The following is a 21,663-nucleotide window of genomic DNA, read 5'->3' as shown; positions in this document are numbered from 1 at the left end:
GGTCGGCGACGACCCGGCGAACCCCGTCGACATCGGCGACCGCGGGCTGGGCGCAGGCCCAGTCCGACGGACCAGCTCGACGAGGGCGTCGACCCGACGGAGCCCATGACGCGACCTGGACTCCGGGGGGCGCCAGGGAGTGCACCGGGGCCTCTGCCGGGTGCGACGGGCACCGGTGACGACCACCGTTCGTGGCGCCACCACGGGCTCCACCACGTCCCCGGGTGAGCCCCACCGACCCGTGGTCCGCGGCGGGCGCGGCGCACACCGCGTGGTCGGCGACGACGGGCCCACCGGGTCTCGCGGCGACCCACGCACCACACGGCCGGGCCGCACGGGCCCCACCCCGACCCTCCCCACGGCTCCTCGGGAGAAGCCATGCCGACACAGACCGCCACCCTCTTCCTCGTCGACGAGCTCGACGACGTCGGCCCGACCAGCGGGCTCGCGGAGAACGACCTGACCGCGCTGCGCGCGGTGGCGAGCTGGGTCAGGAGTTACGTGGTCGAGCCCCACCAGGACCTCGGGCGGGCCGGGCCCGTCTGTCCCTTCGTGCCGGGGGCCCTGGAGCGCCGGAAGCTCTGGTTCGCTCCCGAGCGGGTCGGTGCCGCGACCGTGCAAGACGTCGTCGAGCTCATGACGGGCTATCGGAGGCGGTTCCTGGAGGCTCAGCCCGCCGGCGGCGAGGACGCCGGCCACGCGGCGATCATCGTCGTGTTCACGGACCTGTCCGCAGGTCGTGCACGCGAGCTCTTCGCCGACGTCCTGCAGCAACTCGCCGTCCCGTCGTACGTGGAGGACGGGATCGTGTTCGGGCCGTTCTACGACGGTCACGACGGGCCCGCGATCCACAACTCCCGTTTCCGGCCGTTCCGATCGCCCGTGCCGTTCGTGTTCGTGCGGCACGGGGTCGTGGAGGACTGGGAGTTCTTCCTGGACGACGAGAGCTGGTTCCGCCTGTACGCGCGTCGCTTCGGGGAGTCCGCCGTCCACGCCCTCGCGGGGGAACTGCGCCGCCTGCCGTGGCGCGTGACGCCCGGATGACCGGCGCCTCGCCGCAGACGCGTCGCGCCGTCCCGCCCAGGACGTTCCCCGCCGTCAGCGAGCGGTCCGCCGGGCTGTGCGAGAGGAGCTCGTGATGACCCCACGGTCGACCCCGGTGCCGTCACGCAGGAGGGTGCTGGCCGTCGCGGCGACGGTGGCGGTGGCCGGCGCCGTGAGCGCGGTGGCCCCTCCCGCGGACGCGGCCACCGCCGAGTGCGGCCCGGGCTGCATCTCCGTCTTCAGCAGCGCACTGGGCACCCACGCCGACGTCGGCTTCGTCGAGGCCGTCCTCGACGGAGGCGCGGCGCGACCCGGGCAGCCGGTCGGCCTGGCGCCGGTCAGCGGCACCGACCCGGCGGAGGACTTCCGACCCGGCACGGCTCCGGGCGGGGGCACGGTCGCCGACTTCTACGCGGACGGGATGGTGTCCGCCGAGGCGAACGCCCACTACGGCCCCTTGAACGCCGTGCAGCAGAGATACGCGCCGTTCGGGGTGGAGACGGGCATGTGCGTGGGCGTGGCGCGCGTCGTCCAGGGCGAGGGGCTCACGCTGCAGCCGTGTGACGTCCCGGGCACGACGGTGTGGATCGTCCAGCCCGTCCCGGGGGACACGACGCCGGGGTGGTTCGCCATCGTCAACGCGGCGACCAGCGACTTCGACCGCCCGTTCGCGATGCACCTGCCGTGCCACGAGGTCGCCGGCGGTGAGCCGCTGCAGATGCAGCTCCGCCACCTGCGGTACCGCACCGGCGAGGGGACGCTGCCGGCGACACAGGTCTGGGGCGCTGTCTTCGGGCCGCAGGGCCAGCCGTGACGCCCCGGACGTCGGTCGAGCGCGTGCCCGGGGACACGGGCTGGCCGCCTGCTGGACGGCGAGGACCGGCTGCCGTGACCTGCCGGCTCCACCAGCACCCGCACCGTCCCCGGGTCGGCGATCGGACCGAGGGGACGGCGCGCTCGCCAGGTTCCCCGGGCGCAGGGCGCGCCCGCGGCCCGGAGCCGACGGGGTCCTCAGCGCCGGGGTGCGCCGAGCTCCTCGGCCAGCCCCTCGAGCAGCCCGCGCATCCTGTCCAGCGTCGGTCGCCCGGATCCCACGGCGTACCGCTCGGCCAGCAGCGCGGGGTCCTGGAACGCCAGCCACGTGGCCGCGCCGTCGGACCACACGAGGACCCGCAGGGGGAGGTCGAGCCCGCACCGCGGGTCGGCCTGCATGAGCGGCGTCCCGACCGCCGGGTCGCCGAGCACGAGGAGGACCTCGTCGTCCAGCTCGAGCCCCGCCGCGCGAGCTCCCGCCGCGTGGTCGATGGTCGCGAAGAGCTCGACCCCTCGCCTCCGCAGGGCCCGGGTCAGCCGCTCCACGACCGAGGCGACCTCCCCGGGGACCGCACGGACCCGGAACCCGTCGGACGCGGGGGGCTCCGTCGCGGCGTGGTGGTCAGGCACCGACCGGTGCGCCTGCCGTGACGGCCTCGCCGGTGACCTGCACCGTCTCGGCCGGGTGGGACGTGCCGACCACGTGCGAGGCGCCGTGGCGGAGGACGGTGGTGGGCATCGCGTCGGCTCCCCGCGGGTCGGTGGACGACGACGCCGTCCGGCACCGAGGACTGCTGTGAGGGGCGGTCCCGGCCGCAGGAGGGTGGCTGCGGGCACCGGTCACCCGGCTCCGCCGTCCCGCTCCGGGGCCACCAGCGTGACCAGCGGCTCGCCGATCTCCACGAGGTAGGTCGACAGCATGCGGCCGGTCCCCGGACCGAGGTCGCGGGCGTTGTGCGGGGTGCCCGGCGGGACGAGGAAGCCCTCACCGGCGTGCAGCGTCCGCGGGGGGCGGCCGGCGACGAGCACCTCGACCGTTCCCGCCGCGATGTAGCCGACCTCCTCGCCCGGGTGGGTGTGCCAGCCGGACTCGACGCCCTCCGGGATCTCGGTCAGGACCTGGACGATCTCCCGGCCCGGGACCGAGAACCGGCTGCGCTGCAGCTCGGTGCGCCGCAGGGTCCCCGCGAGGGCGTCCGGCGGCTGCACGCCGGTCCCGGCTCCGGTGGTCACGACCGGCCGCGCGGTGCGGGGACCGGGGACCCGCGCAGCGACCGGAAGCCGGCGCGCAGTTCCTCGGCGAACAGCTGCGGCTGCTCCCAGGCCGCGAAGTGCCCGCCCCTGTCCAGCTCGTTGTAGTGGACGAGCTGCGGATAGGCCCGCTCGACCCAGCTCCGGGGGGCCTGGTACGCCTCGCCGGGGAAGACGCTCACCGCCGCCGGGACGGAGACGCCCTTGGCGTCCCAGAAGCCGCCCCGGTACTCCCAGTAGAGCCGGGACGCGGAGACGCCCGTACCGGTCAGCCAGTAGAGCGTGATGTTGTCGAGGAGGTCGTCGCGCGTGAGCTCGCCGGTGGTGGTCGTCGTCCGGTGCACGGCCTCCACGACCGCTGCGGCGGGCTGGCCACCGGCGTCGTCGTGGTCGAGCAGCCAGGCGGCCAGGCCGACCGGCGAGTCCGCGATGCCGTACAGCGTCTGCGGACGCGCCGCCATGTACTTGGCGTAGGCCACGCGCGTCAGGGTCGTGGCCAGCTGCTCGTACGCGCGCCGTTCCCCGGCCGAGAGCCCGGAGGGCGGGGGCTCCCCGGCCAGCAGGGCCCGGTAGACGTCGGCGGGCACGCTGCCGGCGTAGTTGGTGTGGATCCCGAGCAGTCCCGGAGGCGGCTGCACCCCCATGAGGTCGACGACGAAGGCGCCCCAGTCCCCGCCCTGGGCGACGTAGCCGGTGTACTCCAGCCGGCCCATCAGCTCGTCCCAGGCGCGGCCCATGCGCTCGGGACCCCAGCCGGTGCTCGTCGGCTTGCCGGAGAACCCGTACCCGGGCATCGAGGGGATGACGACGTGGAAGGCGTCGGCCGCGCTGCCGCCGTGCGCCGTCGGGTCCACCAGCGGCTCGATGATCTTCAGCTGCTCGACGACCGACCCCGGCCACCCGTGGTTGACGACCAGCGGCAGGGCGTCCTCGTGCCGCGAGCGGACGTGGAGGAAGTGGATGTCCAGCCCGTCGATCTCGGTGACGAACTGGGGCAGCGCGTGCAGCCGGGCCTCGCACCGGCGCCAGTCGTAGCCGTCGGCCCAGTAGCGCGTGAGCTCCTGCACCAGCTCCAGGGGCACGCCCTGCGAGGTGTCCCCGACCGTCTCGCGCTCCGGCCAGACCGTCGCCTCCAGCCGCCTGCGCAGGTCCGCCAGTGCCTCCTCCGAGGCCTGGAAGCGGAACGGGCGGATCGCCCGGGCGTCGTCGGGTGCGACGGACGGCGGGGCCGGGGCGGTGGGCGCGGACATCCGTTCCTCCTGGCGGTCTCGGACCGGCGACTCAGCAGCGGTGTCCGTCCCCGGCGGGGCCGGCGGGGGAGCTCCGCGACGCGTGCCCACGCTGGCCGCGGGGCGCGCTCGTCGCCCCCGTGCTTCTCCCTGGTGCTCCCCCTGGTGCCCGGGGACGGCCGGCCGGCAGCGGCGGGACCCGACCACCCCGGCACGCGGCCAGGCACCCGCCCGTGGGTGTCCCTGGTGCGAAGGGCGGGAGTGCCCGGCGAGGGTCGTCCTCCCGCAGTCCCCTCCCGACCGTTCGCCCGACGGCGAGCGCCCGAGTGCCAGGAGGTACCGATGTCCGCGTCGACCGCCCCGACGACGACCGCTGCCGACGAGCGCGGCACCGCCGTCCGCCCCTTCCGGATCGACGTACCGGAGGAGGCGCTGACCGATCTGCGCCGGCGCGTCGCGGCGACGCGCTGGCCGACCCGGGAGCTGGTGGCCGACCGGTCGCAGGGGGTGCAGCTGGCGACCGTGCAGGCGCTCGCCCGGTACTGGGTGGAGGGCTACGACTGGCGCCGCTGCGAGGCGCGGCTCAACGCGTTCCCGCAGTTCACGACCGAGATCGACGGCGTGGACGTGCACTTCCTGCACGTGCGGTCCCCCCACGAGGACGCCCTGCCGCTGGTCATGACGCACGGCTGGCCCGGCTCGGTCGTCGAGCTGCTGGAGACCATCGGCCCGCTCACCGATCCCACCGCGCACGGCGGTCGGGCCGAGGACGCCTTCCACCTGGTGCTGCCCTCCCTCCCCGGGTACGGCTTCTCCGCCGAGCCGCGGGAGGTCGGGTGGGACGTCGGCCGGGTCGCGCGGGCCTGGGCGGAGCTGATGCGCCGCCTCGGCTACACCCGCTACGTCGCCCAGGGTGGCGACGTGGGTGCCGGCGTGACCGACGCCCTGGGTCGCCAGGCGCCCGAGGGGCTGCTCGCGATCCACCTGAACCTGCTCGTGACCGCGCTCGGCAGCTCGCTGCCCGGCGACACGGACGCGGAGCGCGCGGCCCTGGAGGCGATCGGCACGTTCCGGTCGAGCGGCTTCGCCTACTTCCTCGAGCAGGCCACCCGGCCGCAGACGATCGGCTACGGCCTGCTGGACTCCCCCGTGGCCCTGGCCGCCTGGGTGCTCGACCACGACACGGACTCCTACTACAAGATGTCGCGCGCCTTCGTCGACGGGCAGCCGGTGGGCAACCTGACCCGCGACCACGTCCTCGACAACATCACGGTGTACTGGCTGACCGGCACCGGGGCGTCGGCGGCCCGGTCGTACTGGGAGAGCTACGGACCCGACGCTCCCGCGGCCGCGGCTGCCGCCGGCCAGGCGCCTCCGCCCGTCACGGTCCCGGTCGGGTTCACCACGTTCCCGGGCGAGATCTGGCGCACCCCGCGCACCTGGGCCGAGCAGAGCTACCCCACGCTCGGCTACTTCTCCGAGGTCGAGCGGGGTGGGCACTTCGCCGCCTGGGAGGAACCCGAGCTGTTCACCAGCGAGGTCCGGGCCGCCTTCCGGTCACAGCGCCGGCCGCGGATCCCCGAACCGCGTCGCTGAACGCCCGCGTCCCCGGACGGCAACGGCTGGGCGCAGCAGGAGTCAGCAGCAGGAGTCACCGGCAGCAGGAGTCACCGAACGCCTCCCCGGCTGCTGACCCGGCCGGTCCCGCGGCTATCCGAAGGTGAAGCAGTAGGCCTCGGCGCCGGGTTCGGAGAAGGTGATCTGCAGCTGTCGCTCACGGACCCCGTCGCGCTGCCGGACGAGCTGGTACAGGCGCCCCTCCCGGAGCACGCCGTCGCCCCGCTCGTCGACGTCGACCCCGTGCGCCGAGCCCGGCGCCGCGCCGTCGAGGCGCACGGTGAAGGGGATGGGCGCCCGACCGGCGCCGGCGAGCACGAGGTGGGCGTCGCGCGCGGAGAACCGGATCGCGATGCTGCCACCGGGCTCCCGCAGCGCGACCTTCTCGGCGTCGACCGCCCAGCGGCCCTGCAGCGCCCAGGAGCCGGGTCGCAGCCGCCGCGGCAGCTGGTGGACGCCGTCCACCGGCACGGCGGGAGCCGCGCCACGAGCGGAGCCCAGGTAGGTCTCCGGCGTGCGCAGGGAGGACCAGTCGGCCTCCTGCTCCACGCCCTGCCCCGCGACGGCGACCGGTGCCCGCTGCACCCCGAGGAGCCGCTGGAGGACCCGTTCGGACTCCTCGTAGCGCCCCTCGCCGAAGTGCTCGTCGCGGATGACGCCGTCCCGGTCGACGAAGTACAGCGCCGGCCAGTAGTGGTTGTCGAAGGCGCTCCAGACGGCGTAGCCGTTGTCGACGACGACCGGGTGGTCGATCCCCCGCGCCCGCGTCGCCTGGCGCACCAGGTCCAGGTCGTGCTCGAAGGAGAACTCGGGCGTGTGGACGCCGACCACGACCAGGCCGTCGTCGCGGTAGGCCCGCGACCAGGCCCGGATCCACGGCACGGTGCGCAGCCAGTTGATGCAGGTCAACGTCCAGAAGTCCACCAGGACGACCGATCCGCGGAGGCTCTCGGGGTCCAGTGGCCCGGAGTTGATCCACGCGGTGGCCCCGTCGAACGGGGGCAGGTGCACGCGCAGGCGGTCGAACACGGACATGCCGGGACCTCCGGGGCTGGGCGTCGGGCTGACGGAGGGAGGCTGCGGGTCCGCGGCGCCGGTCGCGCCCGTCGGATGCCCTGGTCTCCCCCGCCCGCCCGGGCCGGCCGGCCGGCCCGGTCCCGGCAGCCGCCCGGGACCGCCATCGGAGTCGAATGACGCATGTGCCGGGCCTGCACCCGGACCTAGCGTGACCGCCCCGGGGGTCCCCCGGCGCGGCCGGGTCGGCCGGGCCCGCCCCCAGGGAGGCGGTGCGCATGTCCGGTACGGCGACGTGGCCGGGCCTGCTGGGGCGGCGCAGCGAGTGCGAGCTGCTGACCAGCACGGTCGCGGCGGCCAGGGCGGGGCACAGCCAGGTGCTCGTCCTGCGCGGCGAGGCGGGCATCGGCAAGACCGCGCTCCTCGACTTCGTCGTCACCCGGGCAGCGGGCTGCACGGTCGCGCGCGCCGCGGGCGTGGAGTCGGAGACGGAGCTCCCCTTCGCCGGCCTCCACCAGCTGTGCGGTCCCTTCCTGGACCGGCTGGAGGACCTGCCCGGACCCCAGCAGGAGGCCCTGGCCACCGCGTTCATGCTCCGCCGGGGCACCGCACCGGACCGTTTCCTCGTCGGCCTGGCCGTGCTCACCCTCCTCGCCGAGGTGGCCGAGGAGCGACCGCTGGTCTGCGTCGTGGACGACGCCCAGTGGCTCGACCGCGCGACGGTGCAGACGCTGGAGTTCGTCGCCCGCCGACTGGGAGCCGAGCCGGTGGCCGTCGTGGTCGCCGTCCGGGAGACCGACGACACCCCGGTGATGGCCGGGTTCCCGGTGTGCACGGTCGGCGGCCTGCGCCCGCGCGACGCCGCGGCCCTGCTCCGGTCGGCCGTCACCGGGACCCTCGACCTCCGGGTCCAGGACCGCATCCTCGCCGAGGCACACGGCAACCCGCTGGCCCTCCTGGAGCTGCCGCGTGGGCTGACCTCGGCGGAGGTGGTCTTCGGGGGCGCCACCGGAGGGAGGACGACGCCGCTGGTCCACCGTCTCGAGCAGGGGTTCCTCCGCCAGGCGGCTCCCCTGCCGGCGCCCTCCCGGCGGCTGCTGCTCACCGCGGCCGCGGAACCGGTCGGCGACCCGGGCCTGCTGCGGCGGGCCACCGAGCGGCTCGGCATCACGTTCGACGCGGCCCGGCCCGCCGAGGCGGCCGGCCTGATCGAGCTCGGCGAGTGGGTGCGGTTCCGCCATCCGCTGGTGCGCTCGGCGGTCTACCGGTCGGCCACGCCGGCGGAGCGGCGCGGCGTGCACGGCGCGCTGGCCGAGGCGACCGACCCCGACGTCGACGCCGACCGCCGGGCCTGGCACCGGTCCCGGTCGGTCGTGGGCCCGGACGAGGAGGTCGCCGCCGAGCTGGAGCGGTCCGCCGGGCGTGCTCTGGCCCACGGCGGGTGGGCCGCGGCGGCCGCCTTCCTCGAGCAGGCCACCGCCCTGACCCCCGATCCCGGGCGGCGCGTGCGCCGGTCCCTCGACGCCGCGCAGGCCAAGCTGCACGCCGGTCAGCTCGACGACGCGGCGGCGCTGCTCACCACGGCGGAGGTCGGCCCGCTCGCCGGGGCGGGGCAGGCGCGCGCGGACCTGCTGCGGGCGCAGCTCGCGTTCGTCGCCGACCGCGGCAGCGAGGCGCTCCCCCTGCTGGTCGCCGCGGCCCGCCGGCTCGAACCCCTGGACCCCGTGACGGCCCGGGACACCTACCTCGACGCACTGTCCGCCGCGCTGTTCGCCGGGCGGCTCGCAGCCGGACCGACCGCCCGCGAGGTGGCCGAGGTCGTGCGGGCGGCCCCCCGGCCGGACGCACCCCGCAAGGACGACGTCCTGCTGGACGGCCTCGCCGTCCTGTTCACCGAGGGGTACGCGCCGGCCGTGCCACTCCTGCGGCGGGCGGTGCGCGCGTTCGTCACCGAGGACCTGACCGTCGACGAGGGCCTGCGGTACGCCTGGCTCGCCGCGGCCGCGGCAGCGTCCCTCTGGGACGACGAGAGCTGGGACGTGCTCACCCGCCGGCACCTGGACGAGACCCGCGGGGCGGGCGCCCTGAGCGCGCTGCCCCTGGCGCTGAACACCCGCGCCCTCGTCCAGGCCCTCGCCGGCGACCTGGCCTCGGCCGAGTCCTGCGTGCAGGAGGCCCGGTCGGTGACCGACGTGACGACGAGCAGCCTGGCGCCCTACGGCGCGGTGGGCCTGCTCGCCCTGCGGGGTCAGGCCGAGCAGGCCGAGCCGCTGTTCCGCCGCTGCCTGGCCGACGTCGTCTCCCGGGGGGAGGGCGTCGGCGTGACCACGGTGCAGTGGGGCCGCGCGGTCCTCTGCAACGGGCTGGGCCGCTACGGCGACGCCGTGCGGGCGGCGACGGAGGCGGCGGCCGGTCCGCTGGAGCTGGGCCCGCCGGGCGGGGCGCTGGCGGAGCTCGTCGAGGCCGGGGTCCGCTGCGGCGACACGGAGGTCGCCACCGCCGCGCTGGCGCAGCTGTCCGCGCTGACCCGGGCCAGCGGCACCGACTGGGCCCTGGGCATCGAGGCGAGCCGGCGCGCCCTGCTGTCGGCGGGAGACGCCGCCGAGCAGCTCCACCGGGAGGGCATCGAGCGACTCGGCCGCACCCGCATCCGGGTCGAGGTCGCCCGCGCCCGGCTCCTGTACGGGGAGTGGCTGCGGCGGGCCGGTCGCCGGGTCGACGCCCGCGCGCAGTTGCGGACGGCCCACGACGAGCTGGTCGCCATGGGGGTCTGCGGCTTCGCCGACCGGGCGCGCCGGGAGCTGCTCGCCACCGGTGAGACCGCGCGCAGGCGCAGCGTGGAGACCTTCGCCGAGCTCACCGCCCAGGAGGCCCACATCGCGCGGCTCGCCGCCGGCGGGTTCACCAACCCCGAGATCGGCGCGATGCTGTTCATCAGCCCCCGGACGGTGGAGTGGCACCTCCGCAAGGTCTTCACCAAGCGGGGCGTGAGCAGTCGCCGGGAACTGCGCCGGACGCTGCAGGACGGCGACCACGCCGTCCTGTGAGGTCCGGACCGCCCCGGTCGGCGCCCGGTCCCGGCCGGGACCCCGGCCCGGTCCCCCGGGCGCTAACCCGGTGGGGCCGCGTCGGCCGCGAACGCCTGCAGCCCCGCCAAGGCCCCTCGGACGGCCTCCAGCAGCGAGCCCCCGCCCGCCGCCCGCCAGGAACGCACGGCGACACGCAGGACGACGATGCCCACACCGGCCTGCAGCAGGGCTGCGGCGTCCGGTTCGGACGAGCCGCGCATCGCCGCCAGGCCGCGCGCCAGCACCGCCTCGAGGTCCCGCTGCACCACCAGGGTGCGCTGCATGAGCCGCGGCTGCCCCAGGACGATCTGGTCCCGCACGGCGAGCAGGTCCTGCTGCGACTCCAGGAAACGGGCGAACTCCTCGAGGACGACGGACAGGCGGGCGGGCTCGCTCACCGCCGCGCCGGTCTCGAGCGCCCTGACCAGTGCCGCGGTGAAGTCCTCCTGGTAGGCGAAGACGACCTCCTCCTTCGTCCCGAACCAGCGGTAGAAGGTCGCGGGGGCGACGCCCGCCTCCGTGCAGACGTCCTCCACGGTGACCTGGTCGAACCCCCTGGTCCGGAAGAGCTCCAGAGCGACCTCCTCGATCCGGGAGCGTCGCTGCTCCCGCGACCCGCCGCCGCCGTCGCGGCCGCTCGGGGCCATGCCGCCTCCATCCGCACCCGTCGCCGCACCGATCACGGGCGCGGTGGAGTGTGGCACCGCCGGCGGTGGCCCACCCGCCCCCGGCCTCCGTCCGGGCCGTCGCGCGGTCGACCGACCCGTGCGCCGTGCCCGCCACGGCGGCACGGCCGGCCGGCGCTCGGGTGCAGGCGCTCCGGGCGCCGCTACGGAGCGAGGGAGGCGGCCGTCGGTGGTGTCCGCAGCAGCCGGACACCGGTCATCTCCAGCCGCACCCCGGCCGCGTCGGAGGCGCACCGCAGGACCACCTGCATGCACCCGGGGCACCGCACCACCAGCGCCGGGGCGTCCGCGTACACGAGGTGGGCGCCGAGCGCCGCGGGGTTCCCGCAGGAGGCGCAGGTGACGACCGCCGTGGTCGGGTCGACCGCCAGGACCTCGCCCAGCACACCGGCCGCAGCGTTGCCGTCCAGGCGGCGGTCGGCCGGCTCCGTGGCCTCGGTCATGACACCCCTCCGATCGATCACGCGGCCCGGCAGGTCACCGGTCTGTCCAGCTGGAGGACCACTCGTCGCCGTCCTCGGGGACGAGGTGCACCGCTGCCTCCTCGGCGGAGGCGGCGCCGGAGTCGATCCCGACGTCCCGTCCGTGCAGTTCGGGCTCCGCGTCGCCCCAGGTCCCGGGCGGCTCGAGGAGCCGCCCGGCCCGGGCCCGGCCGACCTCCCGGTCGATCAGCTCGCCGTCGGTGTCGGAGGCGTCGCCCAGCCCGTCCCCGTCGGGCTGCTCCTGCTCCGGGAGCTCTCTCGACAGCCTCCCGGCGAGGCCCTCGCCGGCGAGCTCCTCCCGCTCGGTCGTCCCCCAGTCGGTGACCGCCCAGGGACGCTCGGCCGGGGACCACCCCGTGTCGAGCACGTCCCCGATGCCGTCGAGGTCCTCGAGGGTGTCCTGCGGCTGCAGGACACCGGATCCCTCCTCCGGATCGGTCCCGTCGGAGCCGAAGAGGAACGGGTTCACGACGACCTCCTCGAGAGCGCAGGACCCGGCCCACCGCCCGGCCGGACGACTCTGGCCCGCGGCGCCCGGGGCGCGCATCGGTCATCCGACTGCCCCTGCGCAGCTCCGACGTCGCAGCGCGACCGCTGGTGGGCGACCCCCTACGTGAGAGAGACTCTCAGGCGGCGGGCGGGCCGGTCCGGGTGTCCCGGTCCGCTGCAGCGGGGGTCGAGCAGCACCGGGCGACGGACGACGCACCGGAGGGGGCCCTGTGCCACACCAGACGAGATCCCCCCACGGCGGGGACCTGGCCCTCGTCGGCCGGTCCGCCGAGCTGGCGGCCCTGTCCTCGTTCCTGCGACGGATGTCTGCCGGTGGCGCGGCCCTGCTGCTGACCGGGGAACCGGGCGTCGGCAAGTCCGCTCTGCTGGAGGCCGTGGCGCGGGAGGCGGCGGCGTCCGGGACGACGGTCCTGCGGGCGGCCGGGGTGGAGTTCGAGGCGGGGATGGACTTCGCCGGGCTCCACCAGCTCCTGCTGCCCCTGCTGGGGGACGTCCCGGCGCTCCCCCGGCCCCACCGCGACGTGCTCGCCGTGGCCCTGGGACTGAGCACCGGCGCGCCGCCGCCCGCCCTGCTGGTGTCGGCGGCCACCCTCGGGCTGCTCCGGCACACCGCGACCGGGCGTCCGGTGCTGGTGCAGGTCGACGACCTCCCCTGGCTGGACACGGCCAGCGCCGCGGCGCTGGGCTTCGTCGCCCGCCGCCTGGAGGGGAGCCGGATCGGCGTCCTCGGCGCGGCGCCCACCGGCAGCCGGTGCCTCCTCCTGCACGCCGGACTCCCCGAGATGGACGTGCCGCCCCTGGACGACCCGTCGGCCGCCGAGCTCCTCGACCGCGGCTTCCCGACGTCGACCGGCCTGCTCCGGCAGCGCGTGATGGCAGCAGCGGCCGGCAACCCGCGCGCGCTGCTGGAGCTGCCGGCCGTCGTGACCGCCGAGCAGCGCGCGGGGTCCGTCGCGCTCCCCCGCCGTCTGCCGCTGAGCACGGCGCTGCGCCGCGACCAGGCCGAGCGGCTGGGGCGGCTGCCCGCGACGACACGGGAGCTGCTCCTGCTCGTCGCCCTCGACGTCACCGGCGACCTGGGCACCCTCCGGGCGGCGGCCGCCGACGACGACTGGCTCGACGGCCTCGGACCGGCGGAGCGCGACCGCCTGGTGCTCGTCGACGTCGCGCGGAACCACGTGTCGTTCCGGCACCCGCTCATCGGTGCGGCCGTGGTCGAACTGGCGACCAGCAGCGAGCGCCGCCGGGCGCACCGCGCCCTCGCCACCGCCCTGGTCGACCACCCGGAGCGGTGCGCCTGGCACCTCGGTCAGTCCGCGATCGGCCCCGACACGGCCGCCGCGGACCTGCTGGAGACCTCCTCCCACCGGGCGCGGGCGAAAGGGGACGCACCCCGCTCGGTCCGTTCCCTGCTCCAGGCGGCGCACCTCACCCCGGCCGGCCCCGACCGCGCCCGGCGCCTGGCCGAGGCGGCGTTCGTGGGCGCCGACACGACCGGCTACCTGCGCACCGTCCCGCCGCTGCTGTCGGAGGCCTCCGCGGCCGACCCCTCGGCCGGCGGGTCCCTGCGGGTCGGCACCGCGGCCGCCCACCACCTGCTGCACGCCGACGGCGACGTCGACACCGCGTCCCTGGTCCTCCTGCGGGCACTGCACCACCCCGGGTCGGACCGACCGGACGCCCGCACGCTCGAGGACGCGCTGCACTGCCTCCTGCTCGCCTGCCACGTCGCGGGGCGCGAGGAGCTCTGGGGTGAGTTCCAGCGAGCCCTCGACCGGGTCGGCGCAGGCGCGTCCGACGTGCTGGCCGTCTCCGCCACCGTGTTCGCCGACCCGGCGCGCGCCACACCCGAGGCGCTCGACCGGCTCGACGAGCTCGTGTCGGTGGTCCAGGGCGAGTCCGACCCCGCGCACGTCGTCCGGGTCGCCACGGCGGCCTGCTGGTCCGACCGGCTGGCCGGCTGCCGGTCGGCGCTGCAGCGGGTCGTCGCGGACGGCAGGGCCGGCGGCGCCGTCGCCTCCGCGCTCCAGGCCCTGGTGCTGCTGTCCCACGACGCGCGGCGGGAGGGCCGCTGGGACGAGGCCGCTGGGACCGCGCAGGAGGCCGTCGCCTGGAGCGAGCGGCTGGGCTACCGGCTCCTGGCGGTGTCCGCGGTCCACTGCGAGGGCCTGGTGGCCGCCGCACGCGGCGACGAGGCGACCGCCGCCGCGTGCGCCGACCGGCTGGAGACGTGGTCGGCCTCCCGCGGGACCCGGCTCCTCGGCCAGTTCGCCGACCACGTGCGCGGGCTGCAGGCCCTGGGACGTGGCGAGTTCGAGGAGGCGTACCGGCACCTCGCGGCCGTCAGCGCGCCGGGCGACTTCCGGCCCCACGCGCCGGTGGCGCTCGAGGTGGCCATGGACGTCGTGGAGGCCGCCGTCCGGACGGGACGCAGGTCCGAGGCCGAGCGGCACGTCGCGGCCATGCAGCGCTCGACGGTCTTCCGGAGCCGTCCGTGGCCGGCCGTGGCGGCGTGCGCCTCGGCCGCCCTGGTGGGGTCGGGCGAGGAGGCCACGGGCCTGTTCGAGGCCGCACTCGCGACGCCCGGCGCGCACCGCCACCCCTTCGAGGAGGCCCGCACCAGGCTCGCGTACGGCGAGCACCTGCGCCGGAGCAGGGCGACGACGGCGGCGCGTCTGCAGCTGACGTCGGCCGGAGAGACCTTCCGCCGGCTGGGGGCCCGGCCCTGGGCGGCCCGGGCCGCCACCGAGCTCGCCGCCACCGGGTGGACCGCCGGGCCCGCGCCGGTCGGTGACCGGCGCTGGACGCTGACGTCGCAGGAGTACGAGATCGCGATGCTCGCCGCGTCCGGGCTGTCGAACAAGCAGATCGGCAGCCGGATGTTCCTGTCCCCGAGGACCGTGGGGGCCCACCTGTACCGGGTGTTCCCCAAGCTGGGCATCAGCAGCCGGGCCGCGCTGAGGGACGCCCTGAGCGCGGCGCGCGACGGGGTGCCGGCCGGCGCCGGCGTCCCGTCCCGGGCCGGCTGACCTCCCGGACCGGTCGTTCGACTGATGCGCACCACCGCCGCCGGCGGCCAGGGTCGCACCGAGTCGACACCGTGGAGGGGTCATGTCGGTGGTATCCCGCGGGTTCGGACGCCACGAGGTGCGCCGTGACGAGCGGCTCCCCCCGGGCCAGTACGACGTCGGCGCGTCCTTCCCGGTGCTCTCGGCCGGGCCGACACCGCGGACGCCGCTCGCCGCCTGGGACCTGACCGTCCAGGGCGAGGTGGACGGCGGGCGGCGCTGGACGTGGGACGAGTTCCGCGCACTGCCGCGCGAGGCGGTCTCTGTCGACATCCACTGCGTCACGAAGTGGTCGAAGTTCGACACGCGCTGGGAGGGCGTCGCCGTCGACACGCTGCTGGCCGGCGTGCAGACCCCGGTCGAGTACGTCACCGCGTTCTGCGACGGTGGGTACACCACGAACCACCGGCTGACCGACCTGACCGACGGCCGGGCGTGGGTGGTCGACACCTACGACGGGCAACCCCTCGCGCCCGAGCACGGCGGGCCGGTGCGCCTGCTGGTCCCGCACCTCTACTTCTGGAAGAGCGCGAAGTGGCTCCGCGGTCTCGCGCTGACGCGGGCCAACGAGCCGGGCTTCTGGGAGACCTTCGGCTACCACGATCGTGGGGACCCATGGCTCGAGCAGCGGTACAGCGGCGACTGAACTGGCTGGTCGCCACGCTGCTGGAGAAGCGGGTGGAGACCGCTCGTGTGCACCGGCTGCTCTTCGACGTCCCCGACTGGCGGGGCCACCTGCCCGGACAGCACGTCGACCTGCGCCTGACCGCCGAGGACGGCTACACGGCGCAACGCAGTTACTCGATCGCCTCGCCGCCGGAGGAGCCCCGGCTGCACCTGCTGGTCGAGCGGGTCGACGGGGGCGAGGTCTCGCCGTACCTCACCGGCGAGCTCCGGCCCGGTGACCGCCTCGAGCTGCGGGGACCGATCGGCGGGTACTTCGTCTGGTCCGCCGACACGGACGCGGCAGCCGACGGAGGGCGCCGTCCGGTGCAGCTCGTCGCCGGGGGCGCCGGCGTGGCGCCCTTCCTCGCGATGCTCGGCCACCACCGCAACGCCCGCAGCACCACACCGGTGCGCCTGCTGTACTCGGCCCGCACGCTCGACGACGTCGTCGCTCGGGACGCCCTCGGGCCCCACACGACGATCACCCTCACCCGCGGGGCGCCGGCGGGCTGGACGGGGCCGACCGGGCGCATCGACCGGAGGATGCTGCAGGAGCGGACCTCCCCTCCCTCGGAACGGCCGCGGGTCTTCGTCTGCGGGCCCACGTACTTCGTGGAGGACGTCGCCGCGCAGCTCGTCGAGCTGGGACACGAGCCGTCGGCCATCCGGCTGGAGCGCTTCGGGGCGTCCGGGGAGCCGTCGTAGCCCGCGCCCGGAGCCGGGGCGCGCTCGTGCAGCTCGGCCGGCCGCTCACGACGAGAGGTACCGGATGACCGCCAGCACCCGGCGGTGGTCGTCGTCGCTGGGCGCCAGGCCGAGCTCGTCGTAGATGTGCGACGTGTGCTGCACGACCGCCCGCTCGGTGATCGACAGGGTCCGGGCGATCGCGGCGTTGGTCCGGCCCTCGGACATCAGGGCCAGCACCTGCCGCTGCCGGGGGGTCAGCCGGTCGAGCGCCTCGCGGCGCCCCCGGGCGCGGGCGACCACGAGGCTCACTACCTCGGGGTCGAGGACGGTGCCGCCGGCAGCGACGCGGCGGAGGTCGTCGGTGAACGTGTCGACGTCGGCGATCCGCTGCTTGAGGAGGTACCCGACCCCCGACGGGCGATCGCCCAGCAGTTCGACGGCGTAGGCGCGCTGGAGGTGCTGCGACAGCACGAGGACGGCGATCCCGGGGTGCTGCCGGCGGATCTCGATCGCCGCCCGCAGGCCCGCGTCCCTGTGGTCGGGCGGCATCCGGATGTCGGTGACGACGACGTCGGGGAGGTGGTCCCCCGCGCTGCGGACCAGCTCGCGCGCGTCCCCGACCGCGGCGACGACGTCGAACCCGGCCGCCTGCACCACGTGCACGAGCCCGGTCCGCAACAGCGCCTCGTCCTCGCCGATCACGACCCGCACGGCAGCTCCACCCGCAGACGCGTGCCCCCGCCGGCGGGGCTCTCCAGGGTGAACCGGCCACCGAGGGCGTCGACCCGGTCGGCGAGGCCGTGCAGCCCCACGCCACCCTCCGGGGTCGCCCCGCCGACGCCGTCGTCGGTGACGCCGATGAGGAGCCGCGTCGGCTCGCGCGCGAGCGTCACGGTCAGGGTCTCGGCCGCGGCGTGCTTGACCGCGTTGGTCAGCGCCTCCGCGACGACGAAGTAGGCCGTCCGCTCGACCGTCGCCGGCAGGCGCCCGTCGCCGCCGACCAGCAGCAGCCGGGTCGGCAGCGGCACGCGGTCGGCCAGGTCCTCGACCGCCGCGGTCAGACCCCGCTCGATGAGGGCGGCCGGCATCACGGCGTGGGCGACCTCCCGCAGGTGCCGGGCGGCACCGTCGATGCCGATCCGCAGGCGCGTCGCCGCGGCGGGCAGGTCGGCCGGCCCGTCGACGCGGGCCAGTTGTTGCGCTTCCACCGCCAGCAGGACGAGCTCCACCTGCAGACCGTCGTGCAGGTCCTGCGCGATGTGCTGCCGCGCCCGGTCGCCGGCCTCGACGAGGCGGGCGCGCGACTGCTGCAGGTCGGCGTGGCTGGCCCGCAGCTCGGCGGTCAGCCGGTCGTGGTCGATGGCGAGGGCGGCCACCTGACCCGCGCCGCGGGCCAGCTCGGTGTCGTCGACGGCCGTCGTGTCGTAGACGATGGCGCCGATCCGTCTCGACCCGAGCTCGATGTCGACCAGGTCGCGGTGCTCCCCCAGCGCCGACGCGTCGAACGCGGCGCCGTCACCGTCCACGAGGGCACGCCCGTCGCGGGACGCGTAGACGACCTGCAGCGACGGGTCCCCGAGCGCACGGCCGAGGGCGCCGGCGAGCAGGTCCGGGGTGGCCGCGGACGACGCCAGCCAGGCGCTGAGCTCCTGGATCCCGGCGGTCCTCGCGAAGCCGCCGCGCAGCACCGCCGCCGCGAAGGCGACGGGCACCCCGGCCAGCAGGACGATCTGCAGCCCGGCGACCTGTACGGCCGACAGACCGGCGGAGGGTCCCAGGAGCGGACCGAGCGGCGTCGCCAGGACGGCCAGGATGCCGTAGGCGTACAGCGGCAGCAGCACCCTCCGCTGGCCGGGCGTCGCGGTGCGCAGCCGCCCGGCGAGCACACCGGCGGTGACCAGCATGACGGCCATCCCCGCGCCCCGCTGGAGCCAGGTGCCGGCGAGGGAGAGGTCCACCCGGTGGGCGACGGAGAGCATGCCGCCGGGGCTGGCACCCCGGTCGAAGAGGTACCCCGGGACCTGCAGGACGAGTGACACCACGAAGCCCCCCACCACCGTCAGGCGGGAGGTGCGCGAGCGCAGCCGGCCGGACGGGAAGGCGTGCAGCAGCCACACGACCACGGCGAGCGGGGTGGTGGCGAGCACGACACCCACCGCCACCAGGGCCGGTGTCCCGGTGTTGGCGAGAGCGACCACGAACCACGTCAGGGCGCCGAGGACCATGATCGGGCCGGTCCGGTTGCTCGGCCGGCGCCGCCACGCCTCCAGCCCCGCGGCGAGGTGGACGAGCCCCCCGGCCGGGAACGACGCGAGCAGCCACCACGGGCCGGTGTCCTGCTCGGCGAACAGGGCGGTCTCGATGCCGGCGACGACGACACCGAGGACGCCGATCAGCGCGAGGCTCACCATCAGCGCCCGCGCCAGCGGCGATCGCACGCCTCCCCGATGCGGCACCGGGGCAGCATGGCACCGGCGGCACGCGATCGGTGCAGGTCGCGGCGGCGGTGTCCCCCGCGCCACCCTGTACCCAGGTCCAGGGGAGCGGCCCACCCCGGTCCCTTGCCCGGCGGTTCCGGCGCCGCCAGGGTCGCCTCCATGTCCCGCCGAGCGGCCGCCGTCCCGTTGCTCGTGTCGACCGTCGTGCTGACGGCGTTCACCTCGTCGCCCGTGGGCGCGTCGACCGTGGACGCGTCGCCGGGGAGCGCGGCGGCGTCGGAGGTGCCGGCGTACGCCGCGGCGGTCCAGCCCGAACTGGACCGGCTGATGAGGGACCTGGCGATCACCGGCGCGGTCGTCCTGGTGCGGTCCCCCGAGCTCGGCGACTGGGCCACCGCGATGGGCACCCGGACCTGGCACGGCACCGAGCCGGTCACCCTCGCCGACCACGTCCGGGTCGGCAGCAACACCAAGACCTGGACCGCCACGGTGGTCCTGCAGCTGGTCGACGAGGGCAGGATCGGCCTCGACGACCCGGTGTCGCGGTACCGCCCGGACGTGCCCAACGGGGAGCACATCACCATCGCCCAGCTGCTGGACATGACCAGCGGTCTGGCCAACTACACCACCGACCTGGAACTGAACGAGCAGCTCGACAGCGACCCCGGCCGGGTGTGGGACCCGGAGGAGCTGCTGGCGATCGGCCTGGCCGAGCCGCCCGCCTTCCCCCCGGGCGAGGGGTTCCTGTACTCCAACACCAACTACGTGCTGCTGGGCCTGATCATCGAGCAGCTGACCGGCGTCCCGGTGGAGCAGGCCTTCCAGGACCGGCTCGTCGACCCCCTCGGGCTGGGCGAGACCTCCTTCCCGGCCGTGACCGACGCGTCGATCCCCGAGCCGCACCCGCAGACGTACACGTTCGGCACGAACGTGGAGACCATCGACAGCCTGGTGCTCCCACCGGAGGTCCAGGCCGCGGCCAGCGCCGGCACCCTGGAGCCGATGGACGTCACCGACCTCAACCCCTCGTGGGCCTGGACCGCGGGCGCCGGGATCTCCACCGCGGAGGACCTCGCCGACTACGTGGAGGACCTGGTCGACGGGTGCCTGCTCAGCCCGCAGCTGCAGCAGCAGCGGATCGACAGCGTCCGGCCGATTGACCCGGACGACCCGGCCAGCCCCGGCTACGGACTCGGCCTGGCCCGCTTCGGGCCCGTATACGGACACTCCGGTGAACTGCCCGGGACCAACTCCTTCATGGGCCACGACCCCGTCACGGGCACCACCGTCGTCACCTGGGCCGCCACCGCCCCCGCGCCCAACGGCGAGGGCCCGGCCGTCGAGCTCGCCCGAGCGGTGATCGACGAGCTCTACGCCGACTGACCGGCACCCCTGGCGGATCGGGCCGGCACGACCGGGCTCGGCTCCGGGGACACCATCCCGTTCCCTCTCCGGAGGAGCTGTTCGCCATGCGCCGATGGATGCGCCCCGCCGCCCTGGCCCTCGCCCTGCTCGCCGGCGCGGCGACGACCGGCGTCACGGCCACCCCCGTCTCCGCGGCCGGACCCGCCTCTCCCCCGGCCGCGGCCCTCGACCCGGACCTCGCCGCACGGGTCGACGACCTCGCGCAGGCCGCCTTGACCGGCGGCGTCACCGGTGCGGTGGTCGGCATCTCCGACCCGGTCCGCGGGAGCTACCTGCAGGCCTACGGGACCGCGGACGCCGCGGGGACCCCGATGACCCCCGACATCCACTACCGCATCGCCAGCGTGAGCAAGACCCTCACCGCGCAGGCCGTGCTGCAGCTCGCCGACCAGGGGAGGCTGTCCCTCGACGACCGCCTCGACGAGTACGTGCCCGACGTCCCCCGCGGGGACGAGATCACCGTCCGGGACCTCCTGGGCATGCGCGGCGGCGTGTACGACTTCGTCGCGGACGAGGGGTTCCTGGCGCGGTACGCCGCCGATCCGCTCCTGCCGGGGTGGTCCCCCTACGACGCCCTGGAGATCATCCGCGCGCACGCCGACGAGGCCGGCCCACCCGACCAGGCGACCGTGTACTCCAACTCGGAGTACGTGCTGCTCGGGCTGGTCCTCGAGCGGGTCACCGGCCGCTCGGCACGGCAGTGCACCACCTCGGTGATCGAGGACCTCGGCCTCCCGGAGACCTCGTACCCCACGACCGCGGCCCTGCCGGAGCCGTTCGCGCACGGCTACGTGAACACCGACAGCGAGCTGGCACCGGCGGATCCGGCCGCCGACGGACCCCGGGACGTCACGCTCAGCAACCCCGACGTCCCGTTCACCGCCGGTGCGGTCGTCTCCACCGTGCCGGACATGGTGCGCTACGCCGAGCAGCTGGCGACCGGGGCCGGCCTCGCCCCGGAGACCGCCCGGCTGCGCCAGGAGTGGACGCCGCTGACCTCGACCGGCACCCGGGTGCAGTACGGCCTCGGCGTCCTCCGGCTCGGGGACTGGGTGGGCCACAACGGCTCGGTGTTCGGCTACAGCGACATGGTCTTCCACCTGCCCGCGCAGGAGGCGAGCGTGGTGGTGATGGTCAACGCGGCCGACGGCGAGGCCGTCCCCGCGACCGATCTCTGGGGCGGGATCGTCACGCTGCTGTACCCGGGCAGCCTGCCGACCTGGTGACCGTCGGGCGTCGTGACGGTCCACGCTGACCGGGCGGGACCGGAGAGCCCAGCACGCCCCCACGACGCACCCGTCCCGGATGCTCACCCGGCCGATCGACGGACGGACGCTCCGCTCCGCTCCGGCGGCAGGAACACGTGTGCGCACGTGTCGACCAGGTGGAGCAGCACGTCCGGTGGAGCCCGTCGACCACCGTGGCATCATCTCGACGAGACCACCGCGCGAGCTCGGCGCAGCGTGGACTCGGGCCACCTCGACGGCGGTGGCGGACCTGGTGACCGCGCCCGGCTCCGGCGCCGCGACGGCGGCCGGCCATCGCGCGGTGACAGCAGCCCGGCTCACGGCGGGGGCGACGGCGGCCTGGCGACCCGTGCCGGGGTGCGGGTGCCACGCGTCCGACGGCGCGTCAGGTGGCGCCACCACGTGCGGTGGTCCGGCT

18 protein-coding genes are annotated in these 21,663 nt (G+C 75.9%); 9 read left to right on the top strand and 9 right to left on the bottom strand.

Features of this window, described 5'->3' with window-relative positions:
* Positions 1-378: 378 nt before the first annotated feature.
* On the top strand, positions 379-1,044 hold the full coding sequence (locus ACU616_RS21665) for a DUF6875 domain-containing protein (RefSeq protein WP_446760481.1): 666 nt from the start codon (positions 379-381) through the stop codon (positions 1,042-1,044).
* 94 nt (positions 1,045-1,138) lie between these two features.
* On the top strand, positions 1,139-1,858 hold the full coding sequence (locus tag ACU616_RS21660) for a hypothetical protein (protein WP_446760480.1): 720 nt from the start codon (positions 1,139-1,141) through the stop codon (positions 1,856-1,858).
* Positions 1,859-2,055: 197 nt separating this feature from the next.
* Here the strand turns inward: ACU616_RS21660 and ACU616_RS21655 are convergent, their stop codons facing one another.
* From ACU616_RS21655 to ACU616_RS21645, 3 genes are all read right to left on the bottom strand, one after another.
* Complete coding sequence (locus ACU616_RS21655; protein WP_446760479.1) at positions 2,056-2,403, bottom strand: DUF302 domain-containing protein; 348 nt, start codon at positions 2,401-2,403, stop codon at positions 2,056-2,058.
* Positions 2,404-2,697: 294 nt separating this feature from the next.
* A complete protein-coding gene (locus ACU616_RS21650) occupies positions 2,698-3,090 on the bottom strand; it encodes a cupin domain-containing protein (RefSeq protein ID WP_446760478.1) in 393 nt (130 codons plus the stop codon).
* Complete coding sequence (locus tag ACU616_RS21645; protein ID WP_446760477.1) at positions 3,087-4,358, bottom strand: epoxide hydrolase family protein; 1,272 nt, start codon at positions 4,356-4,358, stop codon at positions 3,087-3,089. Before ACU616_RS21645 ends, ACU616_RS21650 begins: the two co-directional genes overlap by 4 nt.
* A 321-nt stretch (positions 4,359-4,679) precedes the next feature.
* On the opposite strand from ACU616_RS21645, the gene ACU616_RS21640 reads away from it, so the two are divergent.
* On the top strand, positions 4,680-5,933 hold the full coding sequence (locus ACU616_RS21640; RefSeq protein WP_446760476.1) for an epoxide hydrolase family protein: 1,254 nt from the start codon (positions 4,680-4,682) through the stop codon (positions 5,931-5,933).
* A 114-nt stretch (positions 5,934-6,047) separates the two neighbouring features.
* On the opposite strand, the gene ACU616_RS21635 is transcribed toward ACU616_RS21640, so the two are convergent.
* Positions 6,048-6,989: a thioredoxin gene (locus tag ACU616_RS21635; protein WP_446760475.1), complete on the bottom strand. Its 942-nt coding sequence runs from the start codon at positions 6,987-6,989 to the stop codon at positions 6,048-6,050.
* A gap of 257 nt (positions 6,990-7,246) precedes the next feature.
* Here ACU616_RS21635 and ACU616_RS21630 point away from each other — a divergent pair, with 257 nt between their 5' ends.
* Positions 7,247-10,015: a helix-turn-helix transcriptional regulator gene (locus ACU616_RS21630; RefSeq protein ID WP_446760474.1), complete on the top strand. Its 2,769-nt coding sequence runs from the start codon at positions 7,247-7,249 to the stop codon at positions 10,013-10,015.
* Positions 10,016-10,077: 62 nt separating this feature from the next.
* Here the strand turns inward: ACU616_RS21630 and ACU616_RS21625 are convergent, their stop codons facing one another.
* The 3 genes from ACU616_RS21625 to ACU616_RS21615 form a co-directional block, all read right to left on the bottom strand.
* Entirely contained in the window at positions 10,078-10,683 is a 606-nt protein-coding gene (locus tag ACU616_RS21625; protein ID WP_446760473.1) for a TetR/AcrR family transcriptional regulator, read from the bottom strand.
* Positions 10,684-10,865: 182 nt separating this feature from the next.
* Complete coding sequence (locus ACU616_RS21620) at positions 10,866-11,165, bottom strand: DUF6510 family protein (RefSeq protein ID WP_446760472.1); 300 nt, start codon at positions 11,163-11,165, stop codon at positions 10,866-10,868.
* Positions 11,166-11,199: 34 nt separating this feature from the next.
* Positions 11,200-11,673 (bottom strand): DUF5709 domain-containing protein, encoded by a 474-nt coding sequence (locus ACU616_RS21615; RefSeq protein WP_446760471.1) that lies wholly within the window; start codon positions 11,671-11,673, stop codon positions 11,200-11,202.
* A 250-nt stretch (positions 11,674-11,923) separates the two neighbouring features.
* Between ACU616_RS21615 and ACU616_RS21610 the strand changes: the two genes are divergently transcribed.
* From ACU616_RS21610 to ACU616_RS21600, 3 genes are all read left to right on the top strand, one after another.
* The gene (locus ACU616_RS21610; protein ID WP_446760470.1) at positions 11,924-14,743 is read left to right on the top strand and encodes an AAA family ATPase; all 2,820 of its coding nucleotides are present in this window, start codon (positions 11,924-11,926) and stop codon (positions 14,741-14,743) included.
* Between the two features lie 82 nt (positions 14,744-14,825).
* Positions 14,826-15,428: a molybdopterin-dependent oxidoreductase gene (locus tag ACU616_RS21605; RefSeq protein ID WP_446760469.1), complete on the top strand. Its 603-nt coding sequence runs from the start codon at positions 14,826-14,828 to the stop codon at positions 15,426-15,428.
* Positions 15,398-16,153 (top strand): ferredoxin reductase, encoded by a 756-nt coding sequence (locus ACU616_RS21600; RefSeq protein WP_446760468.1) that lies wholly within the window; start codon positions 15,398-15,400, stop codon positions 16,151-16,153. The genes ACU616_RS21605 and ACU616_RS21600 overlap by 31 nt, the downstream gene beginning before the upstream one ends.
* A gap of 45 nt (positions 16,154-16,198) precedes the next feature.
* On the opposite strand, the gene ACU616_RS21595 is transcribed toward ACU616_RS21600, so the two are convergent.
* Together ACU616_RS21595 and ACU616_RS21590 are read right to left on the bottom strand one after the other, a co-directional pair.
* The gene (locus tag ACU616_RS21595) at positions 16,199-16,846 is read right to left on the bottom strand and encodes a response regulator transcription factor (protein ID WP_446760467.1); all 648 of its coding nucleotides are present in this window, start codon (positions 16,844-16,846) and stop codon (positions 16,199-16,201) included.
* Positions 16,834-18,573: an ATP-binding protein gene (locus ACU616_RS21590; RefSeq protein WP_446760466.1), complete on the bottom strand. Its 1,740-nt coding sequence runs from the start codon at positions 18,571-18,573 to the stop codon at positions 16,834-16,836. Before ACU616_RS21590 ends, ACU616_RS21595 begins: the two co-directional genes overlap by 13 nt.
* 159 nt (positions 18,574-18,732) lie before the next feature.
* Between ACU616_RS21590 and ACU616_RS21585 the strand changes: the two genes are divergently transcribed.
* A complete protein-coding gene (locus ACU616_RS21585; protein WP_446760465.1) occupies positions 18,733-19,956 on the top strand; it encodes a serine hydrolase domain-containing protein in 1,224 nt (407 codons plus the stop codon).
* Between the two features lie 86 nt (positions 19,957-20,042).
* Positions 20,043-21,224 (top strand): serine hydrolase domain-containing protein, encoded by a 1,182-nt coding sequence (locus tag ACU616_RS21580; RefSeq protein WP_446760464.1) that lies wholly within the window; start codon positions 20,043-20,045, stop codon positions 21,222-21,224.
* The last annotated feature ends 439 nt before the right edge of the window (positions 21,225-21,663 follow it).

The organism is Geodermatophilus sp. URMC 62 (assembly GCF_052931475.1).
The sequence above is the reverse complement of the archived record's forward strand: the minus strand, read 5'-3'. Positions and strand labels throughout refer to the sequence as shown.